General features: G+C 66.8%; 13 protein-coding genes. 9 read left to right on the top strand and 4 right to left on the bottom strand.

Going from position 1 to position 16,030, the window contains the following annotated elements; genetic code table 11:
• Positions 1-431: 431 nt before the first annotated feature.
• Positions 432-1,844 (bottom strand): NAD(P)H-quinone dehydrogenase, encoded by a 1,413-nt coding sequence (locus tag JZY06_RS05735; protein ID WP_207119056.1) that lies wholly within the window; start codon positions 1,842-1,844, stop codon positions 432-434.
• Positions 1,845-2,606: 762 nt separating this feature from the next.
• On the opposite strand from JZY06_RS05735, the gene JZY06_RS05730 reads away from it, so the two are divergent.
• The 4 genes from JZY06_RS05730 to JZY06_RS05715 are packed head-to-tail and all read left to right on the top strand — an operon-like array spanning position 2,607 to position 5,813.
• On the top strand, positions 2,607-3,422 hold the full coding sequence (locus JZY06_RS05730) for an ABC transporter ATP-binding protein (RefSeq protein WP_207119054.1): 816 nt from the start codon (positions 2,607-2,609) through the stop codon (positions 3,420-3,422).
• Positions 3,419-4,159 carry an ABC transporter permease gene (locus tag JZY06_RS05725; RefSeq protein ID WP_207119046.1) on the top strand — a complete coding sequence of 247 codons (741 nt, stop codon included), beginning with the start codon at positions 3,419-3,421 and terminating at the stop codon, positions 4,157-4,159. The genes JZY06_RS05730 and JZY06_RS05725 overlap by 4 nt, the downstream gene beginning before the upstream one ends.
• Positions 4,156-4,830 carry an ABC transporter permease gene (locus tag JZY06_RS05720; RefSeq protein WP_207119043.1) on the top strand — a complete coding sequence of 225 codons (675 nt, stop codon included), beginning with the start codon at positions 4,156-4,158 and terminating at the stop codon, positions 4,828-4,830. Before JZY06_RS05725 ends, JZY06_RS05720 begins: the two co-directional genes overlap by 4 nt.
• Positions 4,827-5,813 (top strand): ABC transporter substrate-binding protein, encoded by a 987-nt coding sequence (locus JZY06_RS05715; protein ID WP_207119041.1) that lies wholly within the window; start codon positions 4,827-4,829, stop codon positions 5,811-5,813. Before JZY06_RS05720 ends, JZY06_RS05715 begins: the two co-directional genes overlap by 4 nt.
• A gap of 162 nt (positions 5,814-5,975) precedes the next feature.
• Here JZY06_RS05715 and JZY06_RS05710 read toward each other — a convergent pair whose 3' ends face one another.
• Positions 5,976-7,181, bottom strand: a complete 1,206-nt coding sequence (locus JZY06_RS05710) for an amidohydrolase (RefSeq protein ID WP_207278761.1) — start codon at positions 7,179-7,181, stop codon at positions 5,976-5,978.
• A 184-nt stretch (positions 7,182-7,365) separates the two neighbouring features.
• On the bottom strand, positions 7,366-8,007 hold the full coding sequence (gene upp, locus JZY06_RS05705) for a uracil phosphoribosyltransferase (RefSeq protein ID WP_207119038.1): 642 nt from the start codon (positions 8,005-8,007) through the stop codon (positions 7,366-7,368).
• Between the two features lie 75 nt (positions 8,008-8,082).
• Here upp and JZY06_RS05700 point away from each other — a divergent pair, with 75 nt between their 5' ends.
• From JZY06_RS05700 to JZY06_RS05690, 3 genes are all read left to right on the top strand, one after another.
• Positions 8,083-8,421 (top strand): hypothetical protein, encoded by a 339-nt coding sequence (locus JZY06_RS05700; protein WP_207119036.1) that lies wholly within the window; start codon positions 8,083-8,085, stop codon positions 8,419-8,421.
• A 183-nt stretch (positions 8,422-8,604) separates the two neighbouring features.
• The gene (locus tag JZY06_RS05695) at positions 8,605-9,867 is read left to right on the top strand and encodes a C40 family peptidase (protein WP_242516661.1); all 1,263 of its coding nucleotides are present in this window, start codon (positions 8,605-8,607) and stop codon (positions 9,865-9,867) included.
• 33 nt (positions 9,868-9,900) lie between these two features.
• Positions 9,901-11,136: a hypothetical protein gene (locus tag JZY06_RS05690; protein ID WP_207119034.1), complete on the top strand. Its 1,236-nt coding sequence runs from the start codon at positions 9,901-9,903 to the stop codon at positions 11,134-11,136.
• A gap of 166 nt (positions 11,137-11,302) precedes the next feature.
• Here JZY06_RS05690 and JZY06_RS05685 read toward each other — a convergent pair whose 3' ends face one another.
• Positions 11,303-12,640 carry an adenosine deaminase gene (locus JZY06_RS05685; RefSeq protein ID WP_207119033.1) on the bottom strand — a complete coding sequence of 446 codons (1,338 nt, stop codon included), beginning with the start codon at positions 12,638-12,640 and terminating at the stop codon, positions 11,303-11,305.
• Positions 12,641-12,812: 172 nt separating this feature from the next.
• Here JZY06_RS05685 and JZY06_RS12555 point away from each other — a divergent pair, with 172 nt between their 5' ends.
• The gene (locus JZY06_RS12555; RefSeq protein WP_207119031.1) at positions 12,813-14,738 is read left to right on the top strand and encodes a serine hydrolase; all 1,926 of its coding nucleotides are present in this window, start codon (positions 12,813-12,815) and stop codon (positions 14,736-14,738) included.
• A 10-nt stretch (positions 14,739-14,748) separates the two neighbouring features.
• Entirely contained in the window at positions 14,749-15,969 is a 1,221-nt protein-coding gene (locus JZY06_RS05675) for a hypothetical protein (RefSeq protein WP_207119029.1), read from the top strand.
• Positions 15,970-16,030 lie beyond the last annotated feature (61 nt).

The following is a 16,030-nucleotide window of genomic DNA, read 5'->3' as shown; positions in this document are numbered from 1 at the left end:
GCTGCTGAAGCGGTGGAGTAACAACCACCGTTCGAAGCTCACCTGATCTGTCCAACCTGCCCCCACCTTTTCGGTGGGGGCAGCTTTTTTGTGTGTCCCCACAGCAACACCGGAAGTTAACGGCAGTAAGACCACCACTGCGCACCCGCTTGTCCGCGTCCGCGACCAGGTTGCGGACCATTTTCCGCTCGCGCACCGACCAGGAGCACAGAGAACCCGTCGCACACACAAGCCCCGCGGGCCTGCGGCGCGAGAAATGAACCAAACGCAGGGCAGTGCTCCAACGAGTATCTCCCCCGGCCACCATGGCTTGTCACGCCGGTGCAGACCCGGAAAAAACAACTGACGGCCACCACCCGGCTGTACTGCCAGATGGTGGCCGTCCATTCTGTGCACCGGGGTTGTCCACCCATTGGTGCAGCAGAGGGGTTCTAGCCCAAATCGTCGTGGGCGACCAGACGGCGGGCGGCCTCGGTGACTGACCCCGACAGTGACGGGTAGACGGCGAAGGTGCCGGCCAGCTGGTCGACGGTCAAAGCATTGTCGACGGCCACCGCAATCGGGGTGATGATCTCGGAGGCATTCGGGGCAACAACCACCCCACCGATGACCTGACCGGAGTTTTTCCGGCAGAACATCTTGACGAAACCGTGGCGCAGCGACCGCATCTTCGCCCGCGGGTTGGTCACCAGTGGCAGGGTGATCGAACGTGCCGAGACTTTGCCGCTGTCGACTTCCGCCTGGGTGACCCCGACCGCGGCGATCTCCGGGCGGGTGAACACAGCGGTGGCCACAGTCTTCAACCTGATCGGGGAGACCCCCTCACCCAGGGCGTGGTACATGGCCACGCGTCCCTGCATGGCGGCGACAGAAGCCAGGGGGAACAAATCGGTGCAGTCACCTGCGGCGTAGACACCCTGCACATTGGTGCGGGACACACGGTCAACTTTGATGTGGCCGGACGGGGTTGTTTCAATGCCGACCCGGTCAAGCCCCAGACCATCGGTGTTGGGGATGGAGCCAACGGTCATCAACGCATGGGAGCCGCGGATTTCCCGCCCGTCGGAAGTGGTGACGACAACACCTTTACCGTCGTCGGTGCGCACCACCGTGTCGACCCGGGCATGTTTTTCCAGCGACACACCACGCTCGGAGAGCACCGCTTCCAGGGTGTCGGCGGCATCGGCGTCATCGTGGGGAAGAATCCGGTCACGGGAAGCGACCATGGTCACTTTCACCCCCAGCTCAGCGAAAGCGGAAACGAACTCGGCACCGGTGACACCGGAACCGACCACGATCAGATGCTCGGGGACTTCTTCCACGTCATAGACCTGCCGCCAGGTGAGGATGCGTTCCCCGTCGGGTTTGGCGCCGGGGAGAATACGCGGGGATGCGCCGGTGGCGATGAGCACCAGATCGCATTCGAGGAGTTCCTCGGAGGCGTCCGGTTTGGACACCGCAATGTAGTGGGTGGTCTGTTTCGGGTTGTAGTCATCGAAGCGGGCGCGCCCATTGACCAGCCGGACACCGGCTTTGTCCATCTGGGAGCGAATGTCGTCGGACTGCTGGCAGGCCAGTTTCTTCACGCGGGCGTTGATCTCGTGCAGGTGCAGCAGATCGCCGGTGCCGGATTTGTCGAAGCCCATGTCATCGGCGCGGCGCAGGTCGGTTTTAATGCCGGTGACGGCAATAAACGATTTACTGGGAACACAGTCGTAGATGACCGCCGATCCGCCGAGCCCCTGGTCTTCAACCAGCGTTACGGAAGCGCCGTACCGTGCTCCGGCGAGTGCTGCTTCGTAGCCGGCGGGGCCACCACCGATGATCACAATTTTCTTCGACACTGTTGTTGTTCTCGCTGTCCGTGTTGGCGTTGACGGTGTGCATGTTCACATGACCGGGGCGTCTCGTCCCCTGTCGGCAGCGGCCGTCCGGTGTCATCTGGCGCGCCCGGGGGGTTGGGCCTGTGGTCCATCCGAAAGCCTACTAAAAGATCATCGGCGGCAAGCTGTCCGGTCGCCGGAGAAGTGTATGCCCGCGGATGCAGGCCACACGGTAACGGGTGTTTTCCGTCGGGCGGCGTGGCTCCCCCCCGTTTGAGCGGGGTGGCAAACCGGTGGACCGCCCCTGCCGTTCCATGCCGCACCCATGCTGCTGTTTCACACAGCTCACAGGTGGTATTTGTGTTTCTCACAGCAGTGTTTCCGGGGCGGTTGACCAGCCGCGCGGGAATGAATGCGGCCCCCCTGGCGCTGTTGGTGGTGTCCGCCCCGGCACGCTGCGCCGTTAATCCGGTGGCACACTGGTGCGTGACCGGCCCGCAGGTTCCGGGGTCCGGGGGCATAATTTCACACCACCGATGTTGTTGCCCGGGATGTTTCTTTTTCCCGCAAGGCACTCACCGCCGCAGGGAACCGGGTTTGTGTGTCCCACGTGCCTGCCGCGGGCGGTCTTATGCCCGGGCGCGGGAAGCCGGACAGAGCTTTCGCCGCCTTTTTCTCGCAGCACATCACATTCAGGCCCCGTTCCACCCCGACACCGAGGAACCTTGAATCCACCCCCATGTCTTTGTCCGCCCTGACCGACCAGGAAGCGACCAGCTTTTCATGATCGAATTTGATGCCGTATCGAAGGTTTTCCCCGGCGCGGGGGAACCTGCGGTCGACAATTTTTCCTTGACCATCCCCGCCCACACCACCACCGCGCTGGTCGGCAGCAGCGGATCGGGTAAAACCACCCTGCTGCGGATGGTCAACCGGATGGTGGAGCCGACCTCGGGCCAGGTGCGCATCGACGGCCGGCCGGTAGCCGACGACAACCCGGTGATGCTCCGCCGACGGATCGGCTATGTGATGCAAAACTCCGGTCTGCTGCCGCACAAGACCATTGTCGACAACATTACGGTGGTTCCCCGGCTCAACGGGACCTCCCCGCGGGAGGCGACAACACGCGCCCTTGAACTGCTGGAGCTTTTGGGTCTGGATCCCGGCTTGGCCGACCGCTATCCCGCGGAGCTGTCCGGCGGGCAGGCGCAGCGGGTCGGGGTGGCCCGGGCGCTGGCCGATGACCCGAATATCCTGCTCATGGATGAGCCGTTCGGGGCGGTGGATCCGGTGGTCCGGCGTGACCTGCAGCAGGAAATTCTGTCGATTCAAAGCCAGCTGGAGAAAACCATTGTGCTGGTCACCCACGACATCGATGAAGCGTTCATGCTGGCCGACAGGATCGTGCTGCTGGAAAAAGGCGCCCAGATCGCGCAACAGGGTTCGGCGGAGGATTTCATCACCCGCCCGGCCAGCGATTTCGTCTCTTCCTTCGTGGGGGTCGATTCCCGGCGGCTGACTGTTGCCACACGGGGTGACCGGCAGGTTGTGCTCGACGGCCGCGGCCGCGTCACCGGGGTGGTGTCGGAGGAGAAATGAATCTGGACTGGTTGCTAAGCCACGCCGAGGAGATTGCCGCCCTGGCCCTCCAGCACGCGAATCTGTCCTGGCCGCCGATTGTCGCCAGCTTCATTGTGGCGGTTCCGTTGGGCTGGCTGGCCCACCGCCTGCCCCGGTTGCGCGGCAGCATTGTCGGTGTCGCCGGACTGTTGTACGCGATCCCGTCGCTGGCACTTTTTGTGGTGCTGCCGCTGGTGTTGGGCACCAGTGTGCTGTCGCGGACAAATGTGATCGTGGCGATGACGTTGTACGGTATCGCGCTGTTGGTGCGCTCGGCGGCGGACGGGTTTGATTCCGTTGATCCGGCGGTGACCAATTCGGCGACCGCCCTGGGCTATCCGGCGTGGAAACGAGTCTGCGCCGTGGAGCTTCCCCTGGCCGGCCCGGTGATTCTGGGTGGGCTGCGGGTGGTGTCGGCGTCGACGATTTCCCTGGTCAGCGTCGGCGCACTGGTGGGGGTGAAATCGTTGGGGACATTGTTCACCGAAGGTTTCGCCCGGTCGTTTCCCACCCAGATCATTGCCGGTGTCGCCGGCACGGTGCTGTTGGCCGTGCTGTTCGATCTCCTGCTGGTGGCGGCCGGACGGGTGGCCATGCCGTGGGCGAAAGCCGGCAAAACCGGGGATGCGTCTTCCCCGGCCCGGGCAAAGACAACAGCTGCCGGGGCCGGCCGCGGTGCCGCGGCATCCGCGGGACGGGACGGTGGCAAGCCGTGAATTACGTGTCTTCTGCCGTCGCTTTTCTGCTCGATGCGGCCAACTGGACCGGAACCAGCGGTATCGGCATGCGCATGCTCGAGCACCTGTACTACTCCGGTATTGCGGTGGCCATCGCGGTTGCCGTGGGGCTTCCGTTGGGGCTGGCCCTCGGGCACACCGGCACCGGTTCTTCCGCGGTGATTGCTCTTTCCGGTGCGCTGCGGGCACTGCCCAGCCTGGGGGTGTTGACCTGGCTTGCCCTTGAGCTGCCGTTGGGGGTGCAGATCCCGCTGATACCGTCGACGGTTGTCCTGCTGCTGCTGGCTGTTCCGCCGGTCCTGGCGGCCACCGTGTCCGGGGTTGCCACCGTCAGCAACGATGTGGTCGATGCCGCCCGCGCCATGGGCTACTCGGAAACCCAGATCATCACCCGCATCGAACTTCCGCTGGCGGCCCCCACCATTGTCGGCGGCGTCCGTTCCTGTGTGCTGCAGGTTCTGGCCACAGCCACCATCTCCGCCTACATCGGGTTGGGCGGTCTGGGCCGCTATCTGCTCGACGGGCTGGCCGTCGGCGACTACACCTCCACCATTGTCGGGGCCATCCTGGTCACCGTTCTGGCACTGGTGGCCGATCTGGTATTTTCTGTGCTTTCCACTGCTGTCCAACCGAAAGGACTCAACCGATGACCTCTTTTACCCGGCGTATCGGCGCCACCGTGGTGGCCGCCGCCACCGCTTTGTCCCTTGCCGCCTGTTCCTCCTCCGATCCGTTGGACAAGCCCGCATCCACCGCCCCGGACAAGGGATCGGCGGCGGAGGCGAAAACCGGTGACGGGGACACGATTGTCATCGGCACGGCCAATTTCCCCGAGTCGGAGATCATCGGCCAGATTTGGAAGGATTCGCTTGAAAAAGCCGGTTTCACTGTCACCGTGAAGTCGGGCATCGGCTCCCGCGAGGTGTATCTGACAGCCCTGCAGGACGGTGACATCGACATTATCCCCGAGTATTCCGGCAACCTGGCCCAGTATTTCATCGGCGCCACCAGCAGTGATCCGCTGCCGGTCGGCGCCACCGCCGAACAGGTTGCCACCGGGCTGTCACAGGTACTGCCCGACGGGTTGGCCATCGGCGAGCTGTCGCCGGCGGAGTCGAAAGACTCCTACCGGGTGACCCGGGAGTTTTCCGACCAGCACGGGCTGGTGAGCCTGGCGGACCTGGCCGACCTTGAGTCGGTGACCATTGCGGCGAACCCGGAAATCGCCGACCGTCCTTTCGGGCCGACCGGGCTGGAGCAGGTCTACGGTGTGGACCGGGCAAAGATCACCATCGACCCGATCAGTGACTCCGGTGGCCCGCTGACGGTGGCGGCCCTGGTGTCGGGCCGGGCGGATATCGCCAATATCTACACCACCAGCCCCACCCTGGACACCGACGGCAAACAGATTGACCTGGTCACTCTCAAAGATCCGGAGAATCTGATTCTGCCGCAAAATGTGCTGCCGCTGATGCGCGGGAGCAGGGTCCCGGATGCGGCGCGCAGTGTCCTCGACGATATTGACGCTGCGTTGACAACCGAGGATCTGCTGGCGATGAACACCCGCCACATCGGCCCGGAAAAAGCCGATCCGGATGTGATTGCCGCCGACTTCGTCAGCAAGCATTCCTAGCGCGTCCCGGCACGCGGACGACCACCGGCCCTTTGTGTCCTGCCGCCCCCGACACCACCGGAGCGGGGGCGGCAGTCACGGGCCGGTGGTTTTTTTCGGTGGAAAATCCGTCTGCTTTTTCTTCCCCACCCCCCGCAGCGGTGATCCGCGGGATAGCTGCGGCTAGTCGTGCAGCGGGGTCGACGAGGCCATGCTCGGCGGCTGCCAGCCTTCATTCCAGGAAGCGACCACCGACCCGAACAGGGTGATCCCGACGGCGATGGCGCGTTCATCGACCACCAGATCAGCCCGGTGCAGATCGTGCTGGCTGCCCTCGCCCGACCAGCAGCCCAGCCGGGCCATGGAACCGGGGACATGTTCGAGATACCAGGAGAAATCCTCTCCCCCGGACGACTGCGGCGCATGCACCACGGCATGCGGATCAATGGTGGTGGCAGCTGACGCCAGCAGGGCGGTGGCCACATCGTCGTTGATCACCGGCGGCACGCCGCGGGTGTAGACCACCTCATGTTTGACACCGGTGGGGGCGAGCACCTGACTGATCAGTTCCCGCATCACCGGTTCAATGGTCCGCCAGACGGCGATATCGGCGGTGCGGATGGTCCCGGACACGCTTCCGGTTTCGGGGATGGCGTTGGCGGCGTAGCCGGCGTTGATGGTGCCGAACACCAGCACTGTGCCGGTACGCGGATCAATTTTCCGGGAGAGAAGACCCGGCAGCTGGGTGACCAGTGTGGACAGGGCGTAGACCACATCGGCGGTCATCTGCGGCCGGGAGGTGTGCCCGCCGGGGCCTGCGACTTTGATTTCCAGGACATCCCCGGCGGAGGTGATCGCCCCGGTGCGGACCCCGATTTTGCCGGTGCGCAGTTTCGGTTCGGCGTGCAGGGCGAAAATTGCGGCCACATCTTCCAGCCCGCCCCAGCTGATCACATCGGGTGCCCCGCCCTGCATCACTTCTTCCGCCGGCTGGAAGATCAGGCGCACCGGGTGGGTCAGCTCAATCTCGGCCAGGGCGCAGGCCAGCCCCATCAGCACGGTGGTGTGCACATCATGTCCGCAGGCGTGCATCACCCCGGGGACGGTACTGGAAAAATCCAGGCCGGTGTTCTCGGTGATCGGCAGGGCATCGATATCGGCCCGGAAGGCGATTCTTTCGCCGGTGGCGGGACCTACATCAACTTTCAGCCCGGTGCCGGGAAAACGGCTCACTGTCAGCCCGTGGGACTGGAGGGTCCGGGCGATGAAGTCGGTGGTGGCGTTTTCCATGTGGGACAACTCCGGGTGGGAGTGCAGGTGCCTGCGCCAGGCGACCAGCTCGTCGGAGTGGGTGGCAAGCCAGCGGGCAATATCGTCGCGGATGGCCATAACGGATGCTCGACGCACCTTTCTTTATCGGGTTGTCCCAGCAGAAATCCCGTCCGCTGGGTGCTGCCGGACGGGTGTGGCAGACCGGGGGATCAAAGCCCGACCGGGCAGCCGGAAGGCAAGTGTACCCAAGCCCCGGGATCAGGGCACCGCACCCCGGGGCGGGTGGTTGCCGGGGACAACGTCAGCCGTGCAGATCAATATTGCGCGGACCGTACAAACGGTCACCGGCATCGCCCAGGCCGGGCACAATGTAGGCGTCGTCGTTGAGTTCCGGGTCAATGGTGGCGGTGACCAGACGCACCGGCAGACCGGACTCTTCCAGGGCGTCGACCCCCTGCTGCGCCGAGACCATGCACACCGCGGTGATGTCGGTGGCGCCGCGGTCGGCCAACAGCTTCAGGGCGTGCAGCATCGATCCGCCGGTGGCCAGCATCGGGTCGATGACAAACACGGTGCGCCGCGACAGATCCTCGGGCAGGGCCTCCAGGTAGGGCACCGGTTCGTGGGTCTGTTCGTCACGGGCCAAACCGATGAAACCGACCTGCGCATCCGGGATCATCGACAGCGCCGGATCCACCATGCCCAGGCCCGCCCGGATCACCGGCACAATGATCGGCGGGTTTTTCAGGCGGACACCGCAGGCGGTGGCCACCGGGGTGTCGCAGTCGAATTTTTCGACGGCCAGCCCCCGGGAGGCTTCATAGACGAGCATGGCCCCCAAATCAGCCAGGGCCGCCCTAAAGCCGACATTGTTGGTGCGCTTGTCGCGCATGATGGTCAATCGGGACATGGCCAGCGGATGGTCGACAATTGTTATCTGCATGGCTTCCAAGCTTATTCGCCGCGTATTCTCCCCGCCGGGGAACCGGCGGCCACCTTCGTGCAGTCCAATACTTCCATGACCGACAACCACCTTCCCCCTCCTCCGGCAGGCGGCGGGGAAAACACGCAAACACCCACCGTAATGGCCATTGATACAGCCCGGGCGGAACAGCTCATCGCCCGGCTGCGCCGGGAGTCACTGAGCCTTGCCGCCCCGCCGCACACCCTGCCTGCCCCCACTGTGGGGTGGGAAGATTTCCGGCGCGCACTGTCGGAGGCGATCGCGGCGCACAGCCTGCTGCGTGACCGTCTCTCCGCCGAATGTGACCGCCAGGCCCAAGCCATGGATACCGCGGTGGCCAGCGCCCGCGAGCTGGACAGTGACCTGGCCCGCACCCTGGAACAGATGCTGTAGCACCCCTGCCCACACCGGGACCGCCCCCGCCCACCCCCGGGGAACCGGCGGCGGGCCGCAACCAGTCCAATCTGCCGGACACCACACCCACACCCTGGATTTACCTGCACCACCACCGGCAGCCCCGGGGCACCGGTGACTGCCAGGTCCACCGGGAGAGACAGAACATGAGGGGGCATACCCATGACAACGGTGACCGCCACAGTGCAACAGCTGGCAGCAATGACTCCGCCCTCCGGGGGCTGGCCCGGCGCGGCCGCGCCCCCGATCTCCTCTGCGGCACAAGAGCTGGCCGCCATGGTGGGGGCCTTCCCGCGGGCGCTGACCGGCGCGCACGGTGACCTGGTGGCGTCCGCGGAGACCATCAACCGGGCCGTCGCGGCCTCCGAGGGGACGGCGGCAACCGCCCGGGCCGTTATCCGCCAGCTGGCCGGGCAGCTTGTCGGGACCGTCTCTGCGGTGGCAGCCCAGGGGTTGTCCCCGGCAATGGCCCCGGTTGTTTCCTCCACCATTGATGCCGCCTGCCGGCATTGTCTGGCGCAGGCCGACACAGTCATCGCCTGGACCACAGCGCAGCTGTCCCCTGTCGCCGGTGAGCTGGCGACCCTGGCCGGACGCACCCGGCAGGCCGCCGACAGCCTGACCGCCCGGGCGTCCGCCCCGCCACAGCTCGCCGGGAAAAACATCGCCACCGCTGCCGCCTCCGCCCATCCCCCCGGGCTGCAGTTGTTGACTCCCGCCGCACCGGATATCCCCCGCACCCCACCACCGACCGCCCCGGCAACACTGCTCCGGGCGGCAGCCGCGGTTGCTGCCGCACCGGTGGGCCGGGCAGCACCGGCCGCACCGCCGGTGCCCCCGCCGCCGGTGCCCCCGCCGCCGGTGACTGTGCCACCGGTTGCGGTGATGGCCGGGGCGGTGCCGCAGCAGCTGAGGCCTGTCGCCCGCACCGCCATCACCCACCTCTACCGGGCTTTCGGTATCGACGCCGATGGTCTGCCGGCCGGGTCCGACAGGCCCGGCTTACCACAGCAGTTGTCCGGACAGTTTGTGCCGCAGGCCGATACCGCCGGCTATGCGGGGGCGACGGAAGAAGAAATTGCCCGCGGGCAGCGGGCGGTCGACTACGCCCTGTCGCTGACCGGTCTTCCCTACGTGTGGGGTGGCACCGATCCGCGGACCGGGGTGGACTGTTCCGGGCTGACACAGCTGGCGTGGCGCCACGCAGGGGTGGAGCTCCCCCGGCTGGCCGCCGACCAGGCCCGGGGCAGGCAGGTTGGTTTTGACCAGTTGATTCCCGGCGACCTGTTGGTGTGGAGCGGACATGTGGCCATGTACACCGGCAACGGAATGCTCGTTGAGGCCGGCAATCCCGTGCAGTCGTCCCCGGTGCGCACCACCAACCTGGGGATGGAGTTTCTGGGCTGCTGGCGTCCCGCCGGATGACTGCCACCACGCCACCGGCTAGGATCTGCGTTCATGGCACAACTAGGCACAGAGCACATCATTCCGCTGAAGGTTTCACTCACCCACGGCGATTACTACACCCTGTGGGCGCCCAGCTGGAAGGCGCACGGCGAGGAATGGCAGGCTTTCATCGGCAAAGATGACGATCTGTATCTGTTCGAATCCCGCGGCGCGCTGCTGAGTTTCATCGAATCCGGGCAGCCGCACGATTTGACCGAGCACCCGAAATGGGCGTCGTTCAACGCCGGTGACGACACCCGGGTCATTCCCGGCACGATCGGCGGGAACATTGACCTCATCGGTGTTCCGGCGCTGCTTGCCGAGCGTCCCGGCCACGAGAATGTTTCCGGCTGCGCCCGGGCGTTCCGGGTGGCCCGTTCCTTCGGGGATGTGCTGTCGCTGACTTCCACCCAGTCGTTTTTCGCCTCGTATTCGGTGCTGAACAATCTTGACCGCGGCGCCGACCACTACGCCGATGAGGCGGGCCGTGGGGAATGGTCGTCGGTGGGCCGCACGGTACTGGCCAACTGGGACACAGTCATCGACGAAATCGATGCCGCCGTCACCGTGAAAAAAGTCGACGCCGAGCAGGCGGCGGAAGCCGAACAACGGGTGGTCGCCGCCGACGAAGCCGCCGAGAAAGCGCGCCGGGAGCGGGAAGAGGAACTCAAGGCCAAAGCCAACAGCATCGACCCCTATGACGCCTCGGTGTGGGGGACCTCGGGCATTGATCCGGTGAAAATCAGCATCGACGGCCGGATCGTCTACACGCTGCGCACCTATGTGTCCGGGCAGCCGGTGTTTCTGGGCCACTTCGGCGAGATTTACACCTTCAATTCCCGCAAGGCGATGGTGCGCTGGCTGGCCGAGCATTCCGAGCACGACCTGGCGGGCCTGGCGACCTGGCCGGACATTATGCTGCAGGTCAACAACGGCACCCTGGAGGCGATGGTCCACGCCGACAACACCTATTCCTTCCAGGGGCTGAAAGAAGATATCGCCGCAGGACCCAACGAGGTCGACACCGACCAGATGCGGCAGGCCTACGAACTGCTGGCCGACGCCGCCGACTGGGCGCGCGATGACGGGGTGAACAAGATCCTGGTCGCCAACCCCGAGTTCCAGGAATACATCGCCTACATGCTGGGCGGTTCTTCCGGCTACCGGCCTTCGGCGCCCTACACCAGTGAAGCGAACCTGTGGGCGCAGCTGGAAGACAATCTCACCGGCAGGTTCTCCAAGTTCTAGTTTTCCCGGTCCGGCTGGCGCTCCCGCCACCGGTCACACACCGCCACCGGCGGGGCGCCACCACGGCCGCCCCGCCGGTTTTTTTCTCCACCCCACCCCCTCTGCCGGTTGGCTGCCGGTGGCCTGCCGCGGCCAGTGCCCGGGGCAGACAGACAGCGGTGGTGGCCTAGGCCGGGTCGGGCCGCTGCCCGGGGCCGGGATCGGATTGTGTTTCCCACCCCAGGTCACGGGGAGTAATCCCCATCTCTTCGAGAAGGAAAGGATCGATGCCCTTAAGCCCGGCCGGTTCCAGCCGGGTGCTGCCGCCGGTGGCGGTGGGCTTTGTCCCGCCTGCCGGATCGCTGTCGGCCGGGGGTGTGCCGGCCCGGTCGATGGCTTCCTGCCAGGCGGGAATGATCAGCCGGTCCCGGATGGTGTTTTTCAGCGGGGCGGGAACAAAGGCGGCGTTGATCGCGTTGACTGTCAGCTGCGCCAGGTTTTCCAGCCCGTAGCCGGCACTGTCGACCAGGACCATCATCTCGTCGGTCATGGTTGTCGAGGACACCAGCCGGTTGTCGGTGTTGACGGTGACGGTGAAACCCATCTCGTCGTACAGGCTCAGCGGATGGTCGGCGATATCGGCCACCGCCCCGGTGTGCAGATTCGAACTCGGGCACATCTCCAGGGCAATATTTCTGTCCCGGATCCAGCAGGCCACCGGGCCGGGGACGATACCGGTGTCGTCGGCGGTGAAATCCCCGTCCAGGGCCACCGCATGCCCCAGCCGCAGCGCCCCGGCTTTCACCGCCCCGGCCACACTGTCGATACCGGCGGCTTCCCCGGCGTGGATGGTCACCGGGATCAGCTGGTCGGCCAGGCCGGCCAGGGCGGCGCTGTGGCCGGCGGGCGGGAAGCCCTCTTCCGGTCCCGCCAGATCGAAACCGGCCACATAGCCGTTAGCCGGCCCGCCCGGGCGGTGCCCGCGCATCATCTGCGCCACCAGTTCGGCGGCCCGGGCGGTACCGGCTGTATCCTGCCGCATCCCGCAGACAATGATCCGGGCGGTGATGCTCCGGCCGGCGGCTGCCGCTGTGTCTTCCCCGCGGCGGATACCCTCGGCCACCGCCTCAACCACCTGCTCGCAGTCCAGCCCGCCGCCGGTGTGCAGGCCGGGGGCGAAACGAAGCTCGGCGTAGACAACATTGTCGGCGGCCAAATCCTCGACGGCTTCCCGGGCCACCCGGGCCAGTGCGGCTCTGGTCTGCATCACGGCGGTGGTGTGGGCGAAACACTTCAGGTAGTCGTCCAGGCTGCCGGAATCGGCGGCCCGGGCGATCTTTTCGGCCAGCAGGTCGGGTGTCGTCGACGGCAGTCCGGTGTATCCGCACTCGGCGGCCAACTCGACGAGGGTTGCCGGGCGCAGCCCGCCATCGAGATGGTCGTGCAGAACAACTTTCGGCAGCGCCGCCACCACCGCCCGGTCGGCCGGGGTGGTGGGTGTGACATCGGGTGCAAACAGGTCCATGCCACCCATGGTAGAAACCGGCTAGCCCCCGGTCCGTTGCGCCCCCGGCCCACCGCCGGTGGGGCTGGTGCGGCGGCCGGGTCCGCACGGTGTGCCGCGCCGTCCACCGTGGCGGGGACACGCCCCGCCCGGGGCGGCACAGCCGGCCGGGGCGCCGATTACAGTTGTGGGTATGCACTTTCGGCACCGCCACTTTTTGACTGCCCTGGGGCTTGCGGCCGTGATGGGCCTGGCTCCCGCGGCGGCGACCGCCGCCGAATTCACCCCGCCGATCCGCACCCAGGCGCCCGATACCAGCGACTGTGCGAACAAAACCCGTCCCCCCGCCCCGGTCGACGAGTCGGAGATACCCGGGCCGGGTATGCCCTCCCCGGCGCCGCTGCCGGTGCCGCAGCGCCCGGCCGGCGGGCGGGCGCTTGATACCTGCGGCACGGTGACCGTGCCCGGTTTCGTCGTCCCGGAGGAACAAACCGCCGCGGCGTGGATCGTATTCGATCTTGATTCCGGGGAAGTCATCGCCGCCAAAGATCCGCACGGCCGCTACCGCCCGGCGTCGATCATCAAAGCACTCATCGCCCTGGTGGCCATTGAGGAACTGGATCCGGATGCGGTCTACACCGCCACCGCCTCGGACGCGAACATGGAAGGTTCCCGGGTGGGTATCGGCACCGGGGGAACCTACACCAACCGGCAGCTGCTGCAGGGGCTGCTGATGGCCAGCGGCAATGATGCGGCCCATGCGCTGGCCAGCCAGCTGGGCGGGGATGAACGCGCCCTGGAAAAAGTCAATGATCTGGCCCGCTCGCTGGGCACCCAGGACACCCGGGTGGCCCGCTATTCCGGACTGGACGGCCCGGGCATGTCGACCTCGGCGTTCGATATGGCGCTGATCTACCGGCACGCCTGGACCAACCCCACCTTCGCCGCGCTGGTCGGCACCGTGAGCACCGATTTTCCCGGCTACGGCGACAATCCGGGGTTCCAGCTGTGGAACGACAATATTCTGCTGCAGACCGACCCGTCGACGATCGGCGGGAAAACCGGCTACACCTCTGACGCGCTGCACACCTATGTCGGGGCGATGGACCGCGGCGGCCGTCGCCTGGCGGTGGTTATTTTGAACACCACCATCGACAGGGGCCGCGCCTGGCAGCAGGGGCAGCGTTTCCTCGAGGCCGGCTACGCCGTGCCCGCCGGCACCGGTGTCGGCACCGTCACCCCCAATCCGCCCACCACGACCGCCCCCTCACTGGCGCCGACCGCCGCCGGGACAGCCCGGCCACACCCCACGGCGACGGACAACAACGGCATGTCGCTGCCCCGGGCCGCCGCCGAGGTCGACAACGGCCGTCACCCGGCGCTGTCGATTCTGGTGGTGGTGCTCATTATCGTGCTGGTCGTGTTCGCGGTCGCCGAGGTCATGCGCCGCACCACCGTCAAACGCAACAAGCGGGCGGCCCGCAAGGCACGCATCACCGCCCAAAACGCCGGCAAGCACGCCAATCTGGACGATATCGAGGAGCTGCTGAACCTGTCGCGCAGCGGCCGCAAACGCCCCCCGCGCCCGCAGGACAGGAAGAAAAAAGCCAAGCAGAACGCGTGGCGTTTCAAAGCCCCGCGGGCCAAACTGCAGCAGTCGAAAATCCAGGCCGCCGGGCGGGCGGCCCGGAAAGCGGCGAAAAACGACCATACCTTCACCCCGTACAACCCCGGGCCCGGCCGGGCGGCCGGGACGGCGGGCACACAGAACACCACCCCGCCCGCACGGGTGCCGCAGCCGGGAAACAACCACACCGCCACCCCGCGGGGAAACCAACCGGGCACCGGCAGCGGCACGGCCGGCGCACACCGGGCGCCGACCACCCCCGACACCGGGCGGGCGGGAAAGCGGAACACCGGCAGGCCAAAGCCGACACCGCCCGGTCCCCCGGCCAGTGGCCCGCAGCCGGAAGAACACAACGGCACCACCGGCCGCCACGGCCGCGGTACACCGGCCAGTTCACTGTTCGCCCCGAATTCGGCGCCGCGGCGGCGCCGCCGCCGGGCGGACAACGATCCGGACACCGGCGATCAGGCGACCGGCCACGGCGGCGACTAGACTTTCCGTCGTGTTGAAACGACTGCCCGTAGCCACCGCCGCCGCGCTGCTGGTGGCCGCTGCCTGCCCGGCGGCCACGGCACTTCCCGCCGCCGACGGCAACCAGCCTACGGCCCGTTCCAGCAAAACGAGTGTGCCGCTTTCCTGCCGGGCGCAGTCCCCGGTGACGATCGGGTCGAGAAATTTCACCATCCCGGCGATCAACGCCACCATGATCACACCGGAGACCATCACCGTCGGGCAACCGGCCGTGATCGGTATCCTCATCCATCCGCTGGTGGTGTCGATGCCGTCGCTTCCCGGGGGCGCCGGTTTCCGGGACGCCTCCCGCATCGCCGTCGATTTCCGCCTGCCCGACGGGCTGGATGTGGTGGATGCGGCAATCGACAACGAGCCGGGACAGGTCACGGGTTTCGCCGCGTTCACCGTCGACGAGCAGGGCCGCGCCAACCCGGCGGGGCGGATTCTCAGGCTCGCCGGAAACGACAACGCCACCATCGGTTTCTCCCCCAACGCCGCCGATAATTCCGCCGCCGGGGCGACGGTGGAAGCCGAATCCGACGGCATGCGCATCGTGCTGCCGACAGTGGTGGCCACAGTCACCGCCCGCCGGCCGGGCAGCTACCCGATCGCGCTGAACACCCGCGGCCCGGCCGGACAGTTCAACAACCGGCACAATTTCCTCGGCATGCTGGTGCATGTCCACGCCCCGGTCATCGGCGATATCTGGGTGCCGGTGACCTGCTCCCCACGCCCCTCCCCCGACGCCCCCATCGCCCCGGCCAGCCAGGCGATTCTCACTGTCACCGCCGTTGCACCCGACCGCGACGGCACCACCGGGGACACCTCCCCATCCGCCACCGCCACCGCAACCGATATCCCGGACGACGGTGTTTTCCCGCAGCATCCAACCGACGGTGCTTTCCCGCAGCACCCAACCGACGGTGACGGGGACACCACCGCACCGGCCACACACCCCGCCGCACCGGCCACACACCCCGCCGCACCGGCCGGTGACACCGCACCGGCCGGGGCCGCAACCACCGTCAACGATGAAAAATACGGCGCAGACGACGATGCGTCTGCGCCACAGACCGGCAGCACCACAGGCGGTGACGCCACCACCGTCCGGGGCATGGCCAGCACCCGGCTTCGTGCCGCCGCCGGGATACTGGCGGTGCTGGCCGCGGCGGCAGCGGGACTGTGGCTGGCGCGCCGCCGCCGCGGCTAGCCGCACCGGGTCAGCTGGTGCCCGGCACGCCACAAGACCAACCGGGGACAGACACGATGAA

Origin of the sequence: Corynebacterium mendelii (assembly GCF_017307055.1) — a bacterium.
GTDB lineage: Bacteria > Actinomycetota > Actinomycetes > Mycobacteriales > Mycobacteriaceae > Corynebacterium > Corynebacterium mendelii.
The sequence above is the reverse complement of the archived record's forward strand: the minus strand, read 5'-3'. Positions and strand labels throughout refer to the sequence as shown.

Coding starts and splice junctions, on each gene's coding strand:
- JZY06_RS05730 (WP_207119054.1), top strand. CDS start 2,607: ATGATCGAATTTGATGCCGTATCGAAGGTTTTCCCCGGCGCGGGGGAA.
- JZY06_RS05725 (WP_207119046.1), top strand. CDS start 3,419: ATGAATCTGGACTGGTTGCTAAGCCACGCCGAGGAGATTGCCGCCCTG.
- JZY06_RS05715 (WP_207119041.1), top strand. CDS start 4,827: ATGACCTCTTTTACCCGGCGTATCGGCGCCACCGTGGTGGCCGCCGCC.
- JZY06_RS05710 (WP_207278761.1), bottom strand. CDS start 7,181: ATGGCCATCCGCGACGATATTGCCCGCTGGCTTGCCACCCACTCCGAC.
- upp (WP_207119038.1), bottom strand. CDS start 8,007: ATGCAGATAACAATTGTCGACCATCCGCTGGCCATGTCCCGATTGACC.
- JZY06_RS05700 (WP_207119036.1), top strand. CDS start 8,083: ATGACCGACAACCACCTTCCCCCTCCTCCGGCAGGCGGCGGGGAAAAC.
- JZY06_RS05695 (WP_242516661.1), top strand. CDS start 8,605: ATGACAACGGTGACCGCCACAGTGCAACAGCTGGCAGCAATGACTCCG.
- JZY06_RS05690 (WP_207119034.1), top strand. CDS start 9,901: ATGGCACAACTAGGCACAGAGCACATCATTCCGCTGAAGGTTTCACTC.
- JZY06_RS05685 (WP_207119033.1), bottom strand. CDS start 12,640: ATGGACCTGTTTGCACCCGATGTCACACCCACCACCCCGGCCGACCGG.
- JZY06_RS12555 (WP_207119031.1), top strand. CDS start 12,813: ATGCACTTTCGGCACCGCCACTTTTTGACTGCCCTGGGGCTTGCGGCC.